The sequence below is a fragment of the Limnohabitans sp. genome, from assembly GCF_040400975.1.
GTDB lineage: Bacteria > Pseudomonadota > Gammaproteobacteria > Burkholderiales > Burkholderiaceae_C > Limnohabitans_A.
The window spans coordinates 57,572-75,868 of record NZ_JBBAPF010000005.1 but is presented as its reverse complement, the minus strand read 5'-3'; the positions used below and the strand labels follow the sequence as shown (position 1 = coordinate 75,868).

12 protein-coding genes are annotated in these 18,297 nt (G+C 57.6%); 2 read left to right on the top strand and 10 right to left on the bottom strand.

Annotated features, from left to right (window positions below):
• Positions 1-60: 60 nt before the first annotated feature.
• Together lysS and ABWQ00_RS05180 are read left to right on the top strand one after the other, a co-directional pair.
• Positions 61-1,614, top strand: coding sequence for a lysine--tRNA ligase (gene lysS, locus ABWQ00_RS05185; protein WP_353237610.1), 1,554 nt, complete (start codon positions 61-63; stop codon positions 1,612-1,614).
• A gap of 26 nt (positions 1,615-1,640) precedes the next feature.
• A complete protein-coding gene (locus ABWQ00_RS05180; RefSeq protein ID WP_353237609.1) occupies positions 1,641-2,603 on the top strand; it encodes a helix-turn-helix transcriptional regulator in 963 nt (320 codons plus the stop codon).
• Here the strand turns inward: ABWQ00_RS05180 and ABWQ00_RS05175 are convergent.
• The 10 genes from ABWQ00_RS05175 to ABWQ00_RS05130 form a co-directional block, all read right to left on the bottom strand.
• Positions 2,589-3,131 carry a macro domain-containing protein gene (locus ABWQ00_RS05175; protein ID WP_353237608.1) on the bottom strand — a complete coding sequence of 181 codons (543 nt, stop codon included), beginning with the start codon at positions 3,129-3,131 and terminating at the stop codon, positions 2,589-2,591. The genes ABWQ00_RS05180 and ABWQ00_RS05175 overlap by 15 nt on opposite strands.
• Positions 3,132-3,248: 117 nt before the next feature.
• Positions 3,249-3,611, bottom strand: coding sequence for a hypothetical protein (locus ABWQ00_RS05170; protein ID WP_353237607.1), 363 nt, complete (start codon positions 3,609-3,611; stop codon positions 3,249-3,251).
• A gap of 154 nt (positions 3,612-3,765) precedes the next feature.
• The gene (locus tag ABWQ00_RS05165) at positions 3,766-4,290 is read right to left on the bottom strand and encodes a hypothetical protein (RefSeq protein ID WP_353237606.1); all 525 of its coding nucleotides are present in this window, start codon (positions 4,288-4,290) and stop codon (positions 3,766-3,768) included.
• Between the two features lie 158 nt (positions 4,291-4,448).
• Positions 4,449-5,216, bottom strand: coding sequence for an HNH endonuclease (locus ABWQ00_RS05160; protein ID WP_353237605.1), 768 nt, complete (start codon positions 5,214-5,216; stop codon positions 4,449-4,451).
• A gap of 179 nt (positions 5,217-5,395) precedes the next feature.
• A complete protein-coding gene (locus tag ABWQ00_RS05155; RefSeq protein ID WP_353237604.1) occupies positions 5,396-7,042 on the bottom strand; it encodes a DNA glycosylase AlkZ-like family protein in 1,647 nt (548 codons plus the stop codon).
• Between the two features lie 33 nt (positions 7,043-7,075).
• The gene (locus ABWQ00_RS05150; RefSeq protein WP_353237603.1) at positions 7,076-7,654 is read right to left on the bottom strand and encodes a hypothetical protein; all 579 of its coding nucleotides are present in this window, start codon (positions 7,652-7,654) and stop codon (positions 7,076-7,078) included.
• Positions 7,654-9,063, bottom strand: a complete 1,410-nt coding sequence (locus tag ABWQ00_RS05145) for an AAA family ATPase (RefSeq protein WP_353237602.1) — start codon at positions 9,061-9,063, stop codon at positions 7,654-7,656. The genes ABWQ00_RS05150 and ABWQ00_RS05145 overlap by 1 nt, the downstream gene beginning before the upstream one ends.
• On the bottom strand, positions 9,063-13,418 hold the full coding sequence (locus ABWQ00_RS05140; RefSeq protein ID WP_353237601.1) for an Eco57I restriction-modification methylase domain-containing protein: 4,356 nt from the start codon (positions 13,416-13,418) through the stop codon (positions 9,063-9,065). The genes ABWQ00_RS05145 and ABWQ00_RS05140 overlap by 1 nt, the downstream gene beginning before the upstream one ends.
• 18 nt (positions 13,419-13,436) lie before the next feature.
• Entirely contained in the window at positions 13,437-16,271 is a 2,835-nt protein-coding gene (locus ABWQ00_RS05135) for a DUF8741 domain-containing protein (RefSeq protein ID WP_353237600.1), read from the bottom strand.
• The coding region (locus ABWQ00_RS05130) for an MrfA Zn-binding domain-containing protein (protein WP_353237599.1) at positions 16,268-18,297 on the bottom strand (2,030 nt) is incomplete at its 5' end. The genes ABWQ00_RS05130 and ABWQ00_RS05135, both read right to left, overlap by 4 nt.

The window sequence follows — 18,297 nt, the reverse complement described above, 5'->3', positions numbered from 1 at the left end:
GCCTCTCTTTCTTTTCGCAATCCAGGTTCAAACCCTCCCTGAGCCCAACCACCGCCCGCCATGTCCGACACGAACGCCACAGCCGCAGCCGCACCAGCCCTACAAGATGAAAACCAGCTGATCGCCGAGCGCCGCGAAAAACTCAAGGCCATGCGCCAGGCGCAGGCCGACGGCAAGGGCGTCGCCTTTCCCAACGACTTCAAGCCCGAGCACCACGCGGCCAACCTGCATCAAGCGCACGGCGAGAAAGCCGCTGAAGAACTGAACGGCGAAGGCGTGGCCAAGACCACCGCCAAAGTCGCGGGCCGCATGATGCTCAAACGCGTGATGGGCAAGGCCAGCTTTGCCACACTGCAAGACGCCACCGGCCGCATCCAGGTCTATGTGACCCGCGACGACGTGGGCGAAGACCTGTACGCGCTGTTCAAGCACTGGGACTTGGGCGACATCGTGGGCGTCGAAGGCCATTTGTTCAAAACCCGCACGGGCGAGTTGTCGATCCACGCCACCAGCATCCGCATGCTCACCAAGAGCCTGCGCCCCATGCCCGACAAATTCCACGGCGTGGCCGACCAGGAAGTCAAGTACCGCCAGCGTTACGTGGACCTGATGACCGACGAATCTGCCCGCAAGCGCTTTGCAGCACGTAGCAAGGCCGTGAGCGGCATTCGCGAGTTCATGGTCCAGCACGGCTTTTTGGAAGTCGAAACGCCCATGCTGCACCCCATTCCCGGTGGTGCCAACGCCAAGCCCTTTGTCACGCACCACAACGCGCTGGACCAGGAGATGTTTTTGCGCATCGCGCCCGAGCTGTACCTGAAGCGTCTGTTGGTGGGCGGCTTTGAGCGCGTGTTCGAGATCAACCGCAACTTCCGCAACGAAGGCATCTCGGTGCGCCACAACCCCGAGTTCACCATGATGGAGTTCTACGCAGCGTACTGGAATTACCAGGACCTGATGGGCTTTACCGAAAGCCTGATCCGCGACGCGGCCATGACGGCTGCAGGCACGCTGGATTTGACCTACAACGGCAAGCCGGTGGACCTGAACAAGCCGTTTGCCCGCATGACGATCCGCGAAGCCATCGTCAAACACACCGAAGCCGGTGACAACGTGGACAAGGCCGAATGGTTGATCAACGCCCTTAAGAAGTTGGGCATGAGCGAAGCCAAGGACAAGCTGTCCACCCGCAGCTTGGCCAGCTTGCAGGTGTTTTACTTTGAAGAAACCGTCGAAGACAAGCTCTGGGAGCCGACCTTCATCATGGAGCACCCGACCGAGATCAGCCCGCTGGCCCGCGCCAACGACACCCGCCCCGAAGTGACCGAGCGCTTTGAGCTCTACATCACGGGCCGCGAATTCGGCAATGGCTTCAGTGAGCTGAACGACGCCGAAGACCAGGCCGCACGCTTCCAAGCCCAAGTCGCCGCTAAAGACGACGGCGACGACGAAGCCATGTACTACGACCACGACTTTGTGCGTGCCCTCGAATACGGCATGCCGCCTGCCGGCGGCTGCGGCATCGGCATCGACCGCTTGATGATGTTGCTGACCGACAGCGCGAGCATCCGCGATGTGATCCTGTTCCCGGCCCTGCGGCACGTGCAGGAGTAAAAGCGATTCAGCCATCGGGCAGGGCCATGTCAGAGATCAACCGCCTCTACCAGTACAAAACCCTCCTGAGCTCGCGGCGCGTCATGAGCCGTGAAGACCTGCTTCAAAAGCTGGAAATTTCGCTGGCCACCTTCAAGCGGGACATCGCCAAACTCAGAGACCAGCTGAACACGCCCATTGTGTTTGACCGCGATCTGGGCGGCTACCGACTTGAGCAAACAGACGGCACCGAGTTACCGGGCATGTGGTTCAGCCAGGACGAGATGCTCGCCCTCATGACCATCCAGAGCATGATCGTGCAGCTGGAACCCGGCTTGCTCGGCCCCAAGCTCAAACCCTTTCAAAAGCGGCTGGACGACATGCTGGCCAGCCAAGGGCTCGATGCCGCCACACTCACCCAGCGCGTGCGGGCAGTGCACGCGGGCAAACGCCGCTTGCCCCTGACCAGCTTTGAAACCTTGGCGAAAGCCACCTTGGAACGCAAGCAGGTCCAAGTGGTTCACTTGAATCGCCAAAACGGCGAAACCGTGCTGCGCGATATCTCGCCTCAGCAATTGGTGCACTACCGGGACAACTGGTATGTGGACGCTTGGTGCCACCTGCGTGGTGGCTTGCGCAGCTTTTCTGTGGATGCCATCACAAGCGCCAAGCTGTTGGAAAAACCCACCAAAAACATCGACCTGATCGCCATGCGCGAGCAACTGGATGGTGGCTACGGCATCTTTGGCGGCATGCCCAAAGCCTGGGCACAGCTGCGATTCTCAAAAATCCGGGCCGCATGGGTGCAAAACGAAATTTGGCACCCGGAACAAAAAAGCCAGCGCTTGAGCGATGGCCGCTACGAACTCGTTATCCCCTATGCCGACGAGCGTGAACTGCTGGGTGACATCCTTCGTTTTGGGGCTGATGTTGAGGTGCTAGGCCCGCCAAGGTTGCGCGAACAAGTCCAGGCCGAGGTCCGCAAGCTCGCCGAACTATACGGACGCTGAGGCCAGCTCTGACACGCTCAAGCCCTTGGCCATCAGGGCCGATACATACACATTCCGCAAAAACTCACTGGCGACACACACCCGAATGCATTCCAGGTGCGGCGCAATGGCCGCTGAAGCAGCCAACACCTTGGCGGTGATCTCTGCGGCCAACTCAGGTGGAAAAGCAAAAACCCCTGTGCCTATCGCAGGCATGGCCAGGGCGCGGATGTCGTTGTGGTGGGCGGCTTTCAGGGCTGCCTCTATCGCCTGCTCCAAAATTTGTTCGGCGTTGTCATGGTTGGTGTACGAAGCCGCCCGCACATGAATCACCCACAGGTTGGGCAGCTTGAACCCCGGAGTGACCAAGTAAGCACCAAAAGCCAAGGGAGCAAAAGGCTTGCAATACTCCTCCAGCTTGGGGCCAGCAGCGGTATGAATCGCCCCCGCCACACCCGAGCCCAAACGCAAATTGGCATTAGCACTGTTGACCACCGCCTCCATGTCGGGTTGTTTGACGATGTTGCCAACGATGACTTCGATCTTCATGATTTCTCTCCTGCTTTACCCTCATCATGAATTCACTCAGGCTCATAGGGAGAGCCCTCCCCATCAGACAACTAACGGGCGGCGCAAATCATCAAATCGATCCTTTCCCTAGCTTAACTACGATCTCCGAGAGGACTTGCCCAAACCCGGCGCACCACCCTGGAGTGGTGGCGCACCAGGCAATAGAGTTGACGCGCCAAATAGACCATGGGCTGTTTCAGGGTTATTAGTGCGTTTTGCCTGCCGTTTGATTCTTCTTGATTCTTTAGCTATTTCTTCTGCGAGCGACGCCAACGAACCAGCATCAGAGAGCATGAGGTTGAGTGCTTCGAGAGAAGATTTCCCTGTCGCCTTGGCTCTGTTGCGAGCCTCAATCTTGATCGCAACAGAAAGATCTAATCGTCCAAACTCCTCCAGAACTTCACGCTTGAATCGGAGGATTTGAGAATCGACACTTTCTTTTTTTGATCGCGATTTCATACTAAGCACACGTGAATCAGTGCAATGAGTTAGATCTTTATCTGCTCAGCTTTTTGAAAGGCAAGCTCCATTGCAGTCGGTATTTTTTTATCCTTAACCACGGCAAATGGTTGAGTACCTGGCTGAGGTTTTTTGGGCTTAACCGCATTCACTTTTAAGTGCTTTGCGTCAATAACAAATTTTTTTGATTTTTCGTTTTTTCTTCTGCATCTGGGGGTGCCGATTTTCTAAACTGCTCTGGAATAAATTTGATCGCAGAACTAGTGGCTTGAAATTCGACAGGTAACGCATCATCACCGCTGAACTGTACGGTCGTGACCAAAAAATTCTTACCCGATTCGTCGTTCTTTTTAATCAAATACGGAGCTCTAACATTTAGACCATTTTCTCTACAAAAGAGCTTAAGTTCAGCATGGTCATATAAGCCCTCAAGCACAAATACGCCAACTCCCACAAGAGGTGCCGGATGGATTGCAGTGCATATGAACGGCAACCACTCGGAAGGCTTCAACTCATTGCGACCAACTGAAAATGGCTCTACTTTCTCAACTGCTTTCGCTGCATTGAGCGTGCAAGGATGCTTAGGCCATGGTTTACCGAGGTGATCAAAAAAAAACTCTACCTCCCTCTGGAGACTGGTAAAAATAAACACCGGTTTTGCAAATTGGACACTTGGCATTAGGGTTAACAAAAGCTCGTGCTTCCTGCCGGTAACGAATGCGGACCAGATCAGAATATTTTGTCAGCCCATTCCCCTGCTCAGAAAATCCGCGACCACCGCTTAGTGTCCCCTCGCCACCCCACCCACAAGTGCAACTCGGAGAATGGTTCCAGGCGTTACACATTTCCGAACCGATCCCGATGGAAAGCCAGATACGGCCCATGAGCCGGAGCCACCCAGCGCAACTTGAGCGCACCGTCCAACCCCAACAGATGACGGTCTGGCGAGGAGAGCTGCGGGCTCACCAGCAAATCACCCGCATCGCTGAAAGTGATCAGGAATTTGTCGAACAGGGCATCCAGATTCGCGCTGAGCAAAAAGCCATTGAACACATCCAGCCGCTCGGCATCGGTGGCGCAGTCGGCCCAGGGCTTGGCGTGGCTGGCGCGCAGTGCCGGGGCCAAGGTCAAACCTGTGACGGCACAAGCACCGCCCCAATAGTCGAGCATGGCCTGGCGGTAACGGTCTTGGCCCACACGCTGGCGCACCAAGCGCTGCACCTCGGTGCTCAGGCTGTCGGCAGTAGGCAGCGCGGCCAAGGCCTGCTGCACTTGGGCATCAAAATCCACCGCTGCCTGATTGGGCAGGGACTGGGCCAGCACAGCTGCCCGGTGCAGCCACTGGGCCAATTGAGCATCGGTGGCGGCCACGTAGGCATCGCCCGCACGGGGCCAGTCGGCAAAGCTGCGGGCCAGTTCGGACGGCAAAGTGGCCGGACCTTGCACAAGGGCCATGGCATAGCCCTGCTGAGCCCAAGAAACCTCGGCTTTGGCCGGGTGTCGGGCCGAGCCCAAAGTCACGGCAGTGCCCGTTTCAGACACGGTGTGTTCAAAACCGTGGTCGTGACCTGCTTTTTCGATGAGAGCGCGCTTGAGAGATGTCATATGTCCGGCAAAAACCCTCGTTTATTTTGATCCACAAGAACCTGACCAACGTGAAATTTTGAAAAAAACCATAAAAATCAATGCCTTATCGAAATTGAATGATCCGCAAATGATCCGCAAATGATCCGCAAATGATCCGCAAATGATCCGCAAATGATCCGAATCCGGCAGCTTGAGGGTCACTCTGGCTCCACATACACGGTGCTTTTCCCCTGTCCGCGCATGACAATTTGCCCCGCAGCCAGCATTCTTTGCAACAGCCGCTTGACCTGCCCGTCCGTAAGCCGGCACAGTTCCATCACCTCTGCCCGCTTGATCTGCCCGTGCTGACGGATGTAGCTTAGCAACATCTGCTCGTGCTGAATGGGCCCAAACCCTACTTGCCGGGTGTACGCCGCCTTGTCGCTCACCACCGAATACACGGCCGCCGTCAAGGTGTAGCTGCGGCCACGGGTGTTGCCGTGCGCCTCTACCAAACCGGCTTCGGTCAGCGCCTCCAGCGTGCGCTTGGCGCTGGCCGCGTCGCGCTGAATGTGCTTGGCCAGCGCGTCGGCTGGCAAGCGCTTGAACTCACGCAACGCGGCCAGGGCGATCAGTGAATCAATAGGCAGCTCGGCGTTGCGGTTGCGCTCGGCATCAACCACCATGCGCCTGAACGCCACATCGGCGGGCACCGTGGGCAGGCTCAGCACCACGTTGTGCAAGTCGGTGCGGCCATAGTCTGGCGCGGGGCGACCAAACTTCAGCATGCCGCGGTAAATGGTGTCCACGCCGCGTCCAGAACGCTCCACCACGCCAATACGCTTCATGGCATCGGCCAAGGCGCGGTTGCGAGGGCGTGGCTCGGTCACCAGCAGATTGGCAAGCGTCACGCCATCCACCAAGCCGCCAGGGTTGCTGATCACCAAGGCGTCGTCCTCCAGCCGCACATGCACCGCGCCCATGCGGTGGTAGTCGCGGTGAATCAGGGCATTGGCCACCGCCTCGCGAAACGCGGCCATGTCTACCAAGGGCACAGGCACACGAAACAAGCCCACCTGCAACTCCTGCTCGGGGTTGTAGGGGCGAAAGTTGGTCTCCAGCCAATCCAGCGCTTTAAGCAATGGAAAACGCCGAAACTCGTTGAACCGCACCGCCTGCTGCGCCAGCACCTGAAACGCCAGCTCGTGGGTGGCCACGCGCTGCTGCAGCACCGACTCGCGCCCAATCAACAACAAACCCGTCAGCGTAGGCACGCGGGTGCCATCGGCCAAACGCTGCGTAAAGCCCAGCGCACCATCCATGGCCTCGTCGTCCAGCTCCAACAGCACACGGTCGCCGCCGTATTGCTGCACCGCTTGGCGCAGGCGCTCGCGCTCCAGCGGGTCAAAGTCGGCCAGGGTGCTGCCCGCCACAGGCTGGGCCGACACATCCACCAAGCCAAAACTGCTGGCGCGGCTGATGCGCTCGTGTGGCAGCATGGGCACGCACTCGGGCGTGCCGTCGTGCTTGATGCGGCGGCGCACATACACACCCGCCTGCGTGGCCACCTCGCTCTGCGCTTTGGGCACAGAGATTTTGGCCACAGACACACCGCCCACTTGCAGCGCCTCTACCCTCACCTGCAAAGCGGGCGAGGTGCGCGCCGCCGCCATGCCCGCCAAACCCGTCAGAGCCATGTGCTCGGCATGCAGGCCCGTGGCTTGCCCGTCGTCCTCCACCCCCAGCCACAGCTCGCCGCCCTCGGTGTTGGCCAGGCACACCAAGGCCTCGACCAGGTCGGCATCCGACAGGCGTTTGCGGTCGCTTTTGAACTCGACGGTGAGGGATTCGGAGGCGGGAATCAAGCGTCGTCTTTCATTGCTGGTATGGCCTTTTCCTTATGCCAACAACTCTCTCAGGTATAGGCTCGCTGGATTCATTACCTTTCTTTTGTAAGGCTTGTCCGGTTGGGTTTTCCCCAGTTTTTCAAGTTTCGGGACGGTCGTCGTTTTATTGATCAAAGCGGGTTTCCCCCCGTAAAGGATCACGTATCGCTCTTCATCTGGTGAAAGAACGTGACCATGAAACTCCTTGAGCAAACCCAAGGCATAGCGAACAAATTGGCGAGTACTCCTGAACTGCGTCTCATAGCCCTTGGCACTTTCTGACTTCAGGTCAATATAAAGAACGGTCAACTTTCCCTCTCGCCTGATCATCACCACGCAGTCACAAGCGCGGTGATGATCATGTGTCTTACCAACAGTCAGTAGCGGCGACATCAAGCGCTCTTTGCCCACAGCGCGCCCCTTGTCAGGATCAAAGCTGAACCAATCACCGTTAGATGCAACAAGAGTGACTTTTCTCAACTTTGCCAAGACATCCTGCTCGTCGATCAGCACATGCGTATGCTGATCCCCACGATGGGTGCAGCAGGAAAGCGATGAATGTAAAGCGTCGAGTTCAGCACTGAGGGCCATCAAAGTTCGCCCCCGTACAGGATCTCGCTTTGAATAGTGTTCATGGTCTCAATGGTGTCATCGAAGGTTTCAACCTCGATACCCCGGTCCGCATGGATATTGGCCAGCCTCAACGTCCTGATCTTGCTGCTTCGAGCCGCACCAGAAAGCTTCACACTCTCTAAAGCGGTTATATAAAGCCGAACTCGATTCGGATTAATCAACTCATTGTCAGCATAGCCATGCTGATTCTGGACAGCGCGTGTGTGCGCCGTCTGTTGGTTGAGCATGATCAATGTGTTGATCTCTTTCACCAAATAGTCGCTGTGGGTGGTAATGAAAACTTTGATGCCAGCGTTGACCATCTTGGCGACCAAACGCGCAAAGGCCCGCTGATTTTTGGGGTGCAAATTGAGTTCAGGCTCGTCCAGTATGAACAAGTCACCCGGCTCTGCTTTGCAGCGCAGGTAAAAACCTACATCCAGAAGAGCACGTATCGAGCTTGATGCCTCGTTCATGGTGAAGCGTTGCTTGGCCGCACCTTTGGCCTGAAAAAACAACTGATTCTTCACGACCTTGTAGCTGCCACCGATGATCGCGTCGAAGGACTGGAGTAACTCAGGATTGTCTTCAGCTAGTTTGCCCGTTCGCTTATCAATATCCTCCAGTTGACGGATGAACTCGACGTTATCCTCCACCGGCCAAGCGTAATCCGCATCCATGGCGGCCTTGATCACGGTCTTGAAAGGATTACTTTTAAACTCTTTCGGGTCAACCTGGTGAAGCGCCTTGATCATGCGCGTGCGGGCCATGTCCAACTCCTTGCGGAAAATGGCAACACCTGTCCGCTCGGCACTGGCGATATGGACACTCGGCAAATGGTCTGCAAACACGATGTCTGCAATCGCCTCTGCGATGAACTCGGTCAACCCACCAAATGGCAGCTTCAACACCTCTGGATCGGCAACCAACACTTCCAACATGGCGCTGCCAGCGCTTTTATTCAGTGTTGCCAACACTTTTCCACTGGGCCCTGACTGGACACTGTGCTGATAGGTTTTACTGAGCAGATCAAGATGCAAATCTGAGCTAGGCACACATACCGTGTGTTCGAAAACACTGCTGTCTGTGGCGAATGCACGCGGTAGCCTTTTAACGTAGTGCTTACCCATGCGTTTGAGGTAATCGTTGACCTTATCCTCAAACATCTGCATCAAATCAATACGGTACTCACTTGCGTCTTTGAGCAATTGATCAATCTCGGGCTCGATCAAGCTCCTGAGAATGTCACGCCAGTCTCGAATGAAACCATACACCGCATAAGTGGCATAAGTTTTACCCGTATTGTTCTCGCCGCAGATCAAGGTCAGATCGGACAATTTCAAATCCACTCGATCCAAGAGTCCTAGTTTTTCAAAATGGAAGTGCATCAGTGCAAATCTCCTGTTTGTGTCAGTCTATCCCACGCCTCTAGCACCAAGCGCTGCGTCCTGAATTCACCAAACTCACGCAGCTCGCCGTTTTTGAGGACGCGGAAGGTCTCAGAGGGGTAGTCGTCGCCCATGACGTCGGCGGGGTCGAGGATGTAGCGCAGTTCGTCGCGGGTGAGGCCGTAGAGGCGGGCGTAGTAGGCGTCGAGTTCGGCGCGCAATTGGGCGCGGCGCTCGGGGTTGAAGGAGAATGGTGGGCCGCTGTGGCCGAGGTCTTGGGCCCAGGCGGCCAGGTCGTGGGAGGTGTAGGTCAACTCCAGCACACGGGGGACGATGTATTCCAAGTCGGCTTCGGTGTAACGGTCGGGCGACAAAACTGGTAACTGCTTCGGTATGAAGAAATTGAAATTGACACCACCAATTTTTTGTCTCGCGACAAAGTCAAACACAAGACTAGTAACGTTAACGATAAACAAAGCAATCAACGACGTTTTGATGCCTGCGCTAAATTGAAGCAAATGACAGCTGTTGCCCATTCCCGATAGCGGAACTACAGACCCAATTACGCTTCGCTCATTTGTAGCGTTCGTGATGCCACGCCACCCGAAAATCCACTTTGGGCTGCGGCGCTTCAGCCACACATCCACTACGCCCAGCAGAGCATCCAAGCGTTCGTGTTCAGTCGACCGCGCTACGTCAGAACTCATCCAGCTTTTCACATCGTCTATCTCGTGTTGCGAAATCGGCACGCCGCGATCCTCTTCGCTCCAAGTGGCAAAGACTTTGGCGGCTGACTTGCCTTCGACACCTGCAGCACGCAGGGTTGCTGCCAGCGACGGGTAGCGCTCTTCAAGCGCATTTTGCGCACCTTGCAGGACTTGGGCGAATTCGTTTTTGGTCAGGCTGTCCGCGGTGGCATCATGCGCCATGGTCTGGCGCATGAACTGTCCTACCAGCCAGCTGGCCACGGCAAATTCAAGGGATTTAGGCAGTGGAATGTTGGCGCTGTTCGCCCCTTCGGAGTGCGTGAGCAACCACGCCTTAGCCAAACGTGCGGGAACATTGGCAACACGGACCAGCACTTCACGCTCGTCCACCCAGTAGCGCGGGCGGGCGGTTTGGGCAGGATCTTGCTTTTCGGCCAGCGTCATGTCACGACTGTCACCACCCTCTGTGTAGGTGGCCCAGCGGTGATCAAACTGGTGGATGAGCTTGGCCTCAAACAGCGGCAACACTCCTGGTGCAGGGTGGTTGACGAACTTATTACTGTCGGTGTTCATCATGAACATCAGCATGAACTTCAAGCCCCACGGATTGACCTCTGACACGATCTCTGTGGCCTCACGCCAAAGCACAGGAACATTTCGGTAAATCATCTTGGTCAGCTCAGCGTCTTGGTTCGACCTAAAAACAGGGCAGGCACCAGTGTTTGGGTTCAGCAGCTCGAAATCGTTCTTCGAAAGTCTGAAAATTCGCCTTGTGTCAGAGAGCTGGCTCACATTTGTGAGAAAACACCCGAAAGAAGCCTCTGTTGATTCACCCAGTGTCAACAAACAAAATTTGTAGCTCCTGTGGACACCAGGAAAAATAGCAGCTGAATTTTCAAAGTCAAAAAAACTCACCAAATTGCCATCAGCAATCTTGTTGAAAAGATGCTGACTGAAGGAGTCCGTGGCGATACCGGAAGGTACGACCACACCAGAACGTCCTGCGCTGCGCTTCAAGTCCAGGAATAGTTCTGCGAAAAGGTAGGCCAGATTCAGTCGCCCAAACCCTGAAGTGGGAAAGCGTCCGCTGATATGAATAAAAGCTTGAGAGGCCTCGGTACGTCTGACCGCACCTTTATAGGCCGTATGTAGGACGGGGTTGTTAAGCCGAAGTAGCTCGATCATCTTGTCTCGAGCCGCCATGTGCTGCGCATTAGCAATTTCTGGGGCACGGGTAGCAAAAAACTCCTGAGGGTCCAGCTGAAGCATTTCCCACGGCGGATTGCCCAACAAACAGTCGAAGACGCCAGATGCAAAGACTTGAGGAAAAGCCAAGGGCCAGTGAAACACATAGGCCTCTTTGCACGCTTGGATCGCAGCCATCACCTGCAGGTGATGGGCCTCGTCTTTCTCTTCAAGGCCAAACTCGTTGATGAGCGTTGCTGTTGTGGGCACCTGCAGTTCTGTGGCGAGTGTTTTGGGCAACAGATATGCGGCCACAAACAAGTCCGCCGCACGGGCCAGGTTGGTGTTGTGACTCTGCTGCAAAAACTGGCGGTATGCCTCTTCCTTGGCAGTCAGCTGTTCTGGCGTTTCGCTGGCCATGGATTCAATGACTCGCAAAAGCTCAAGCCCGCCCTGGTTTGTAAACTTCAAGGACAGTTGCCCAGAGTCCCTTTCGCGTTGAATCTGTCGAAGTGCAGCTGTGTTGATTTTGGACAAGTTTTTACAGACTTCTTTGTCGTCGTCGGTCAACTGTTTGAAAGCGTCACTAGCGATACCGTTTTCGAGTGCTTTGAGGTCGGTCAAGCCCAAGAGCGCATCGCCCACTTGCAGGTGGTGGTCCAAAAAGCTCAGCGGCCTGCCCTCTTCAAAGCCTTCGAGCCACAGCGCGGTGCGGGCCAATTCAATGGCCATGGGGTTGCGGTCCACACCATAGATGCAACGGGCAATGACTTCGCGCAGGGCGTGGCGGTAGGCGGCGGGGGTGACCACGCCGTCGTCTGACCGAAGCGCGGCCAGGCGCTCGGCCAGTTTTCGGGCGGCGGCCAGCAAAAAGTGGCCGCTGCCGCAAGCCGGGTCGCACACCTTGATGCTTAGCAGTGCGTCCACTGGGTTGTCTGGCTGGGCGGCAATGCGCTGGTCAATGACGGGCACCAGGGCGGACTGGATGAGTTCTTGCACCAGGCTGTCGGGGGTGTAGTAGCTGCCGGTCAGCTTGCGTTCATTGCCTGCGGTGCTGCCCTCGCTGGTCAGGCCCACGAAGCCAAACGTGCGGGCGGGCAGGTCCACTTCGGGCACCAGTTCGAGCAGGCTTTCGTACACGCTGCCCAGCTCTTCCACGCCCATGTTGCGGTAGTCGATGGGGGCCAGGCTACCGCCCGCTTGCGCGGTCCAGCGCATGCTTTGCATGGTGGCCAGCAGGTGCGCGTTGCTCAGTTCGGCCACATCCAGCGCGGGGCATTGGCTGGTGCTGAACAAGCCGCCCAAGGCGGGCAGGCCTAAGCGGGGCTCGCCATGGTTGAGGCCTTTGAACACGATGCGCATGCTTTGCCACAGGTCGTCAAAGCGGTTGCGGGCACGGCGGCGCAGGGCCATGTCGCGCAGGCGGGCCAAGGCATAGCCTTGGGTGTAGGCCGCGTTGGTTTGGCCATTGGCGTCTTTGAGCAGGCCGCGCTCTTCGATGCTGAAAACGAAGATGAGGCGGTAAATGAGCCGCAGCAGCTGGGCGAAGTAGGCTTCTTTGGTCAGCTCACCGTTTTGCAGGGCCAGGCGCAGTGCGTCGTTGGCGGAGTGCTGCAAAAAGCCGTTGCCAAAGGTGAGCAGCGCTTGCGTGACGCCCAAGCGCAGGCCGTTGCGCACACGGGTGCCCTCTTCTTGCCCGGCTTCGCGCCAGGCCTCCCACACCACGGGTGCGTGGGCTTGGCTGTCGCTGGTGGCTTGCAGGCCTGCGCGGCTGGCGTGCAGCAAGCGCCAGGCGTAGGCAAATTCGGCATAGCGCTGGCCGCTGAGCAGATCGGCCATGTCGATGTCGAGGTAGCTGGGTCGGGTGAGCGTGGCGGCGTCGCGCAACAGGCGAATGGTTTTGCCGTTGGTGACCAGGCCCCATTGGTGGTCGGGGCTGGCGTTGAGCAGTTCTTGCATCAACTGGAAAGGGGACTTTTTGCGGGTGCCACTGGCCGAGCCGTCGGCATGGCGCACGCCGTAGCGCGGGTCGGCTTCGTCTAGGCCCAAGCTGTGCGGGGCAATGACGATGGGTAGCTGTGCGCCCAGGCCGTTGCTGGCGATGTGGGTGACGGTGTAATGCCGGTCGCCCACGGTGATGCCGGTGCTTGCCCCCACGGCGGGGTAGCCCAAGGCGTCACGCAGCAGCTCGGTCACAAAGGTGGCGGTGGCGTGCGCGGCATCCAGGTCGGCGCGTTCCATTTGCTTTTCAAAATGCTTCCACTGGGCGGATGCGATTTGAAAGGCGCGGCTGTATTCGTCTTTTTGCTTCAGCCCTTTGGGGATGCCGTAGTCGGCATCGGCTTGCAGGCGGGCGGTGCCGAGGGCGGCTTTTTCGAGCACGTCGGGCAAGAACAAGCCACCTTCCAGGCGAAGGGTGGGCAGGTTCAGGGTGGCTAGCTTGTGGCGGGTGACGCGTTTCATGTTCTTGTTCTTTTCAGATCACAGCAATTCGGGCAGCAACACATAGACGCCGATCACATCCACCGGCAAGCAGGGGGTGACGCTGTATTGACCCACGTCACGGGCGGCTTCGCGGACGCGGCGGTGGTCTTCTAACAATGCTTGGGCACGTTCTTTGGCCAATTGACCAAGGTATTCTTGATTGGCCTGCGCAAAGTCCAGCGATTGCTGGATCTCGCGGGTGATCAGCTCACGCGGCAAGTTGCTGGTGGGTGTGCTTTGCAGCAACTGAGACACGCCCTCGTCGCTGAGCCAAACCGGGTTGGTGCGGCCCTGAACAGCCACGGCCACGGTTTCTTCGGCCATCATTTGGTAGGGCTCTTTGCGGCGCACGTAGCTGAGCTGGTGGCGCAAACGCAGCAAGTACACCGTGGTGACCACCTGCACGGCATCGGTCTCGGTGGCAGCGCAACGGGCGGTGATGCTGGTTTCGCCCTGCAAGGCGGTTTCGATCAGGTGGTCGGCCAGCACGGTCACCAGCGGGTGGCTTCGGTGCAGTTCGGCAAAGTCGATCAGCAAGCCTTTGGTATCGCCCTCTTTGACCAAACCTTCATCATCCAGGCGTTGACGCAGGGCCTCAGGCAAGTGGACCGTGGGCAACTTGAAGGACTGGCGACGGGCTGTTTCCAGCGGAGCGTTCAAGCGGGCGCAGGCGCTTTGCACAAAGCGCTGCACATCGTCTTGGGTGCCGAGGGCTTGTTGCTGCTTTTGCCATTCGGGCATGACTTCGTCGGGCCGAATGGCACGCTGGGCAAACACGGTGCGGTTGGCTTTGGCTTTTTCGAGTGCGTCGGTCCACTGCGCTTGCAGTGGAGCCAAAATTTCTTCGGCTTCTTCAAAACCCAAACCCATTTGGCGGCTTTCGGCGCTGACACGCTTCATGAGCGCGGCCTTGACCATGGCTTGGTTGATGCGGGTTTTGTCCTCGGGCATGGGCACGAGCACGCCCAGCTCTTTTTGGATGGCTTCGCCTTTGCGCAAGATGACGTTGAGCACAAAGCCATCGACTGGGTTGTCTTGGCCGTAGAGCATGGTGCAACGCACTTCGGGGGCCTGCTGGCCAAAGCGGTCTACCCTGCCCTCGCGCTGTTCGTGCCGCGTCGGGTTCCAGGCCAGGTCGTAATGCACCACTGCGGTGAACAGGTGCTGCAAGTTGATGCCCTCAGACAAACAGTCGGTGGCCACCAAAATGCGCGTGTCGCCGTCTTCCATGTTCTCCACCCGATCACGGCGCTCTTCGGGGCTGAGCTCACCAGTGACCGATAAGACAGTGGCTTGTTTGAAGTGTTTGCGCAGTTCATCGGCCACGTAATGGGCCGTAGCCACGTAGCGGCAGAACACAACGGGATGAAAGCCATCTTTAACCAAACCATCGAGGTGGGCGATGAGGTTGGCGAGTTTGGGGTCGCCCGACTTGCCGCTCAGGCGCTTGGCGTCTTCAATCAGGGCTAGCAGTCGCTGGGCATCTTGCAGTTGCGGGCTGAGCTGACCGGCGGGCTCCAGATCGGTGCCGGCCATGTCGTCGGCTTCGCCGTCGTGCAGGCGGTCGTCTTCCAGCAGGTCTTCGCCATCGGCTTCCAGCGCGGTGCCGGTTTTACCTTCAAGTCGGGTAGTCAGCGCTTTGACGGCAGCGGCGGGTGACGAAGCCACACAGCGCAACAGGGCCAAGGTGGCGTACCAAATCAGGCGGGCTTGGCCGGTTTGCTGCCCCTCCACCGATTCGGCCATTTCGCGGCAGTAGGTTTGTACGTTGTCAAAGAATGCACCCCAGTCGCCCGTGAGCTTGTAGGTTTGCTCGGTCTTCATGCGCCGGGCAAAGCCACGCAGGTCTTGGGTTTGGGCTTGCCATTCCACAATGTCTTTGCGTCGGCGCTGCACAAAGTGTCGCGCCAACAATTGGCGCAAGGGGTCTTGTGCCGAGGTCCGGTTTTGCAGCTGCGCAAAGTCGGGGTTGAGTAAGGACAGCAGGTTGTAAAACGCGGTTTCGTCACCCGAGTGCGGCGTAGCCGTGAGCAAGAGCAAGTGGCGGGCATCGTCTTTGGCCAAGCGCTGCAACAACTCAAAACGCAGTTGCTTGCCTGCGCCGCTGCTGGCACAGGTGTGGGCTTCGTCCACGATGATGCATTCGGGGGCAATGGACAAAAAGTGTTCGCGGTGGCGTTCGCTCTTGATGTAGTCCAGGCTGACGACAACGATGGGGTAATGGTCAAACAGGCTGACGCCGTGGGGCAGCTCGCGCTCCACACGACTGGCACTGGCCGAAGTGAGGGCCACGGCTTGAAGGTTGAAGCGACTGAGCAGTTCGCTTTGCCATTGCTCCACCAAGTGCGGGGGGCACAAAACGGCAAAGCGGGTGATTTCGCCACGGTCCATCAACTCGCGCACGATGAGGCCAGCCTCCACCGTTTTACCGATACCCACGTCGTCGGCAATCAGCAAGCGCACCGTGGTCAGGCGCAAGGCCATGAGCAATGGCACCAGCTGATACGCACGGGGTTCCACAGCAATGTTGCCAAACGAGCGGAAAGGACCACCGCCAGCACGTAGCTTGAGGCGAAGGGCGTCTCGCATGAGCAAGGCAGCCGCATGGTTACCGGGTTGGTTGGCATCTGGCCAAGGGAATGTGGCAGGCACCACAGGCGTGAATTCCAGCTCAGGAATCAGGGCGATGGTGTCTTCGTCTGACCCGCCCAAGGGGCGCAGGCGCAGCAGACTGGTGGCTTCGTCAAACGAGGAGTCTGCCTGAACGACCCATTCGCGCCCACGGGCGCGAACCAGGTTGCCGGGTTGGAAGTGTGCGGTGGCTGTGGTCATGGGGTGTTCTGATTTCCAGGGCCAAACACTTGGGTGTTGGCGGCAAACTGTTCGGACCATTGGGCGGGGTCGGACATGACCAGCACGTCACGGCCTTTGTCGCGGAGGTGGCCAACGATGTCGTCACTGACTGCGCTGAGGAAGACCACTGTTCTGGCCGATTTGTAGAAAGCATCAGCAACAGCGTTGGTGCCTGAGATAGGCACATTCACATCTGAGGGCATGGCGAAACCACCTGTCTGCAAGGCTTGTTGCCAGTGGCTGAGCAAACTTGTCACGGCTGCATCACTGATGGGAGCAAGGGTTATGGGCAAAGTGGATGCGCCTTGCGGCGCAGGCACCACTTGCGCATTGGCCAATGCCACCAAAATCTTGAGAGCATCGTCATTGCGGCGGTTGATGTTGTCGTGGTCCGGTTGGTTGAAATAAGACAACAGACATTGGTAACAGCCCGCTTCGCAAATGTGATGACCGTTTTTGTCCAGTTGCTCCAGGGCGGGCAGTTCATCAAACGTCCACGGGCCTGTGGGCGCGTTGTAGTGCAACAGCTTGAGGGCCGATGCAGCCACTTGGGCAAGGGCTTGGGGTTCGGTGGCCAAGCGTGTGAGCACACCTGCACCGCCCTCCGCTGCCTCGTAGAACATGATGGCTTGCCGGTTGTCTTGCGTGGGCAGGGCTTCGGCCACCAACTCAGATTCTTCGATCTGGTAGGTCATCTCGATGCCGCGCTTGAGGGCGGCTTGCAAGGTGGCCATGGTTTCCAAGTCCAGGGTTTGCTTTGCAGGCTGAAGGATCAGGATGTTGCGGTAGTCCTCTACGAACGGAACGATTTGCTGGTTGGGCACCTTGTCGAGCAAGTTGTCTTCAGCTTCGTTGGCTTCGGTTGCACCTGGTTCGTCTTTTTTGCTCCACTGCCCCGTGACGGGATTGATGTAGAAGCCCAGTTGGTTTTTGTCTTTGCGGCGACGCCAGCCCCGGTTGATGCGCCAAATGAGCGCGGCGGGGGCGTAGGTGAGTTCGGCCAGGGGTGCCTCGTTGGCATCTGAGCTCGGCTGGACGATGGTTTTGACTTTGGAGATTTGACCATTGGGGCCGGGCAAAAACTTGTATGTGGTTTGAAGCTCAAAGCCTTGACGCTGACGGTCTTCGTCGTTGATGGAAATGCGCTCGACGGCCATGGTCTCGACCGTTTCGATGCGGTAAAGGTTTTTGACCCAATCGTTGTCGGTCAACAAGGCATCGCAGTTTTCGCAGCGGTCAACGATGGGGTCACTGCCACCGAGCTGACTCATGTGGGCATAGCCACAGGCACTGCAAACACGGCTGGTAACGGTAGCCAGAGAGCTGTTGCCCGAGATGTGGTCGGTGTTGCCGACGTTGAGCTTGGCACGCACTACACGGTACATGCGGCCTTGGTGGTAAATGAGGCTGCGCGGGCCAAACTCGGACAGAGCAAGAAAGCGTGGTCGGCTGACCATGCTGCCGTCGTCGTCCTTGCCCCCTGCACCGCCTTTGGCGGGAATCCACGCCATGAGGGGCAAACGCGGGAAGTTGTAGCCGGGCAAAAAGCCTTGGCTGGCCAGGTAGCGGTAGGTGTAGAAGTCGTTGTTTTGGGCGTTGCCGGTTTTGAGCAGCAAAGCGTATTGCTTGGCGGCATCGCCGTAACGGCGCTGTGAGTTGAGTTTCTCAGCGTTGCTGCTGGTGTAGCTTTGGCTGACGGTGTTGGCCATGTCCATTTGCTTGCGCGTGGCCTCGACCAGGGTGCGCCAACGCTGGAAGGCTTCTGAAAAGTCCTTCGGTGCTTTATCAATGGTGTTTTTCGCATGTTCGGGCGAATACCATGGGCTGCTTTGGACTTCTGTCACCACCTGCTTCATGAAGGCCTGTGCGCTTTGGGCAGCCCGTTGGTTCACTTCGGGCGAATTGATTTTTTGCCACAAAGCGTCTTTGAGGGGCTGGTCTATTTTGTCCAGCTCCAGCATGGGTGCGATGCTGGTGTCGAGCTGGACTTGTGCTGCTGAGAGCC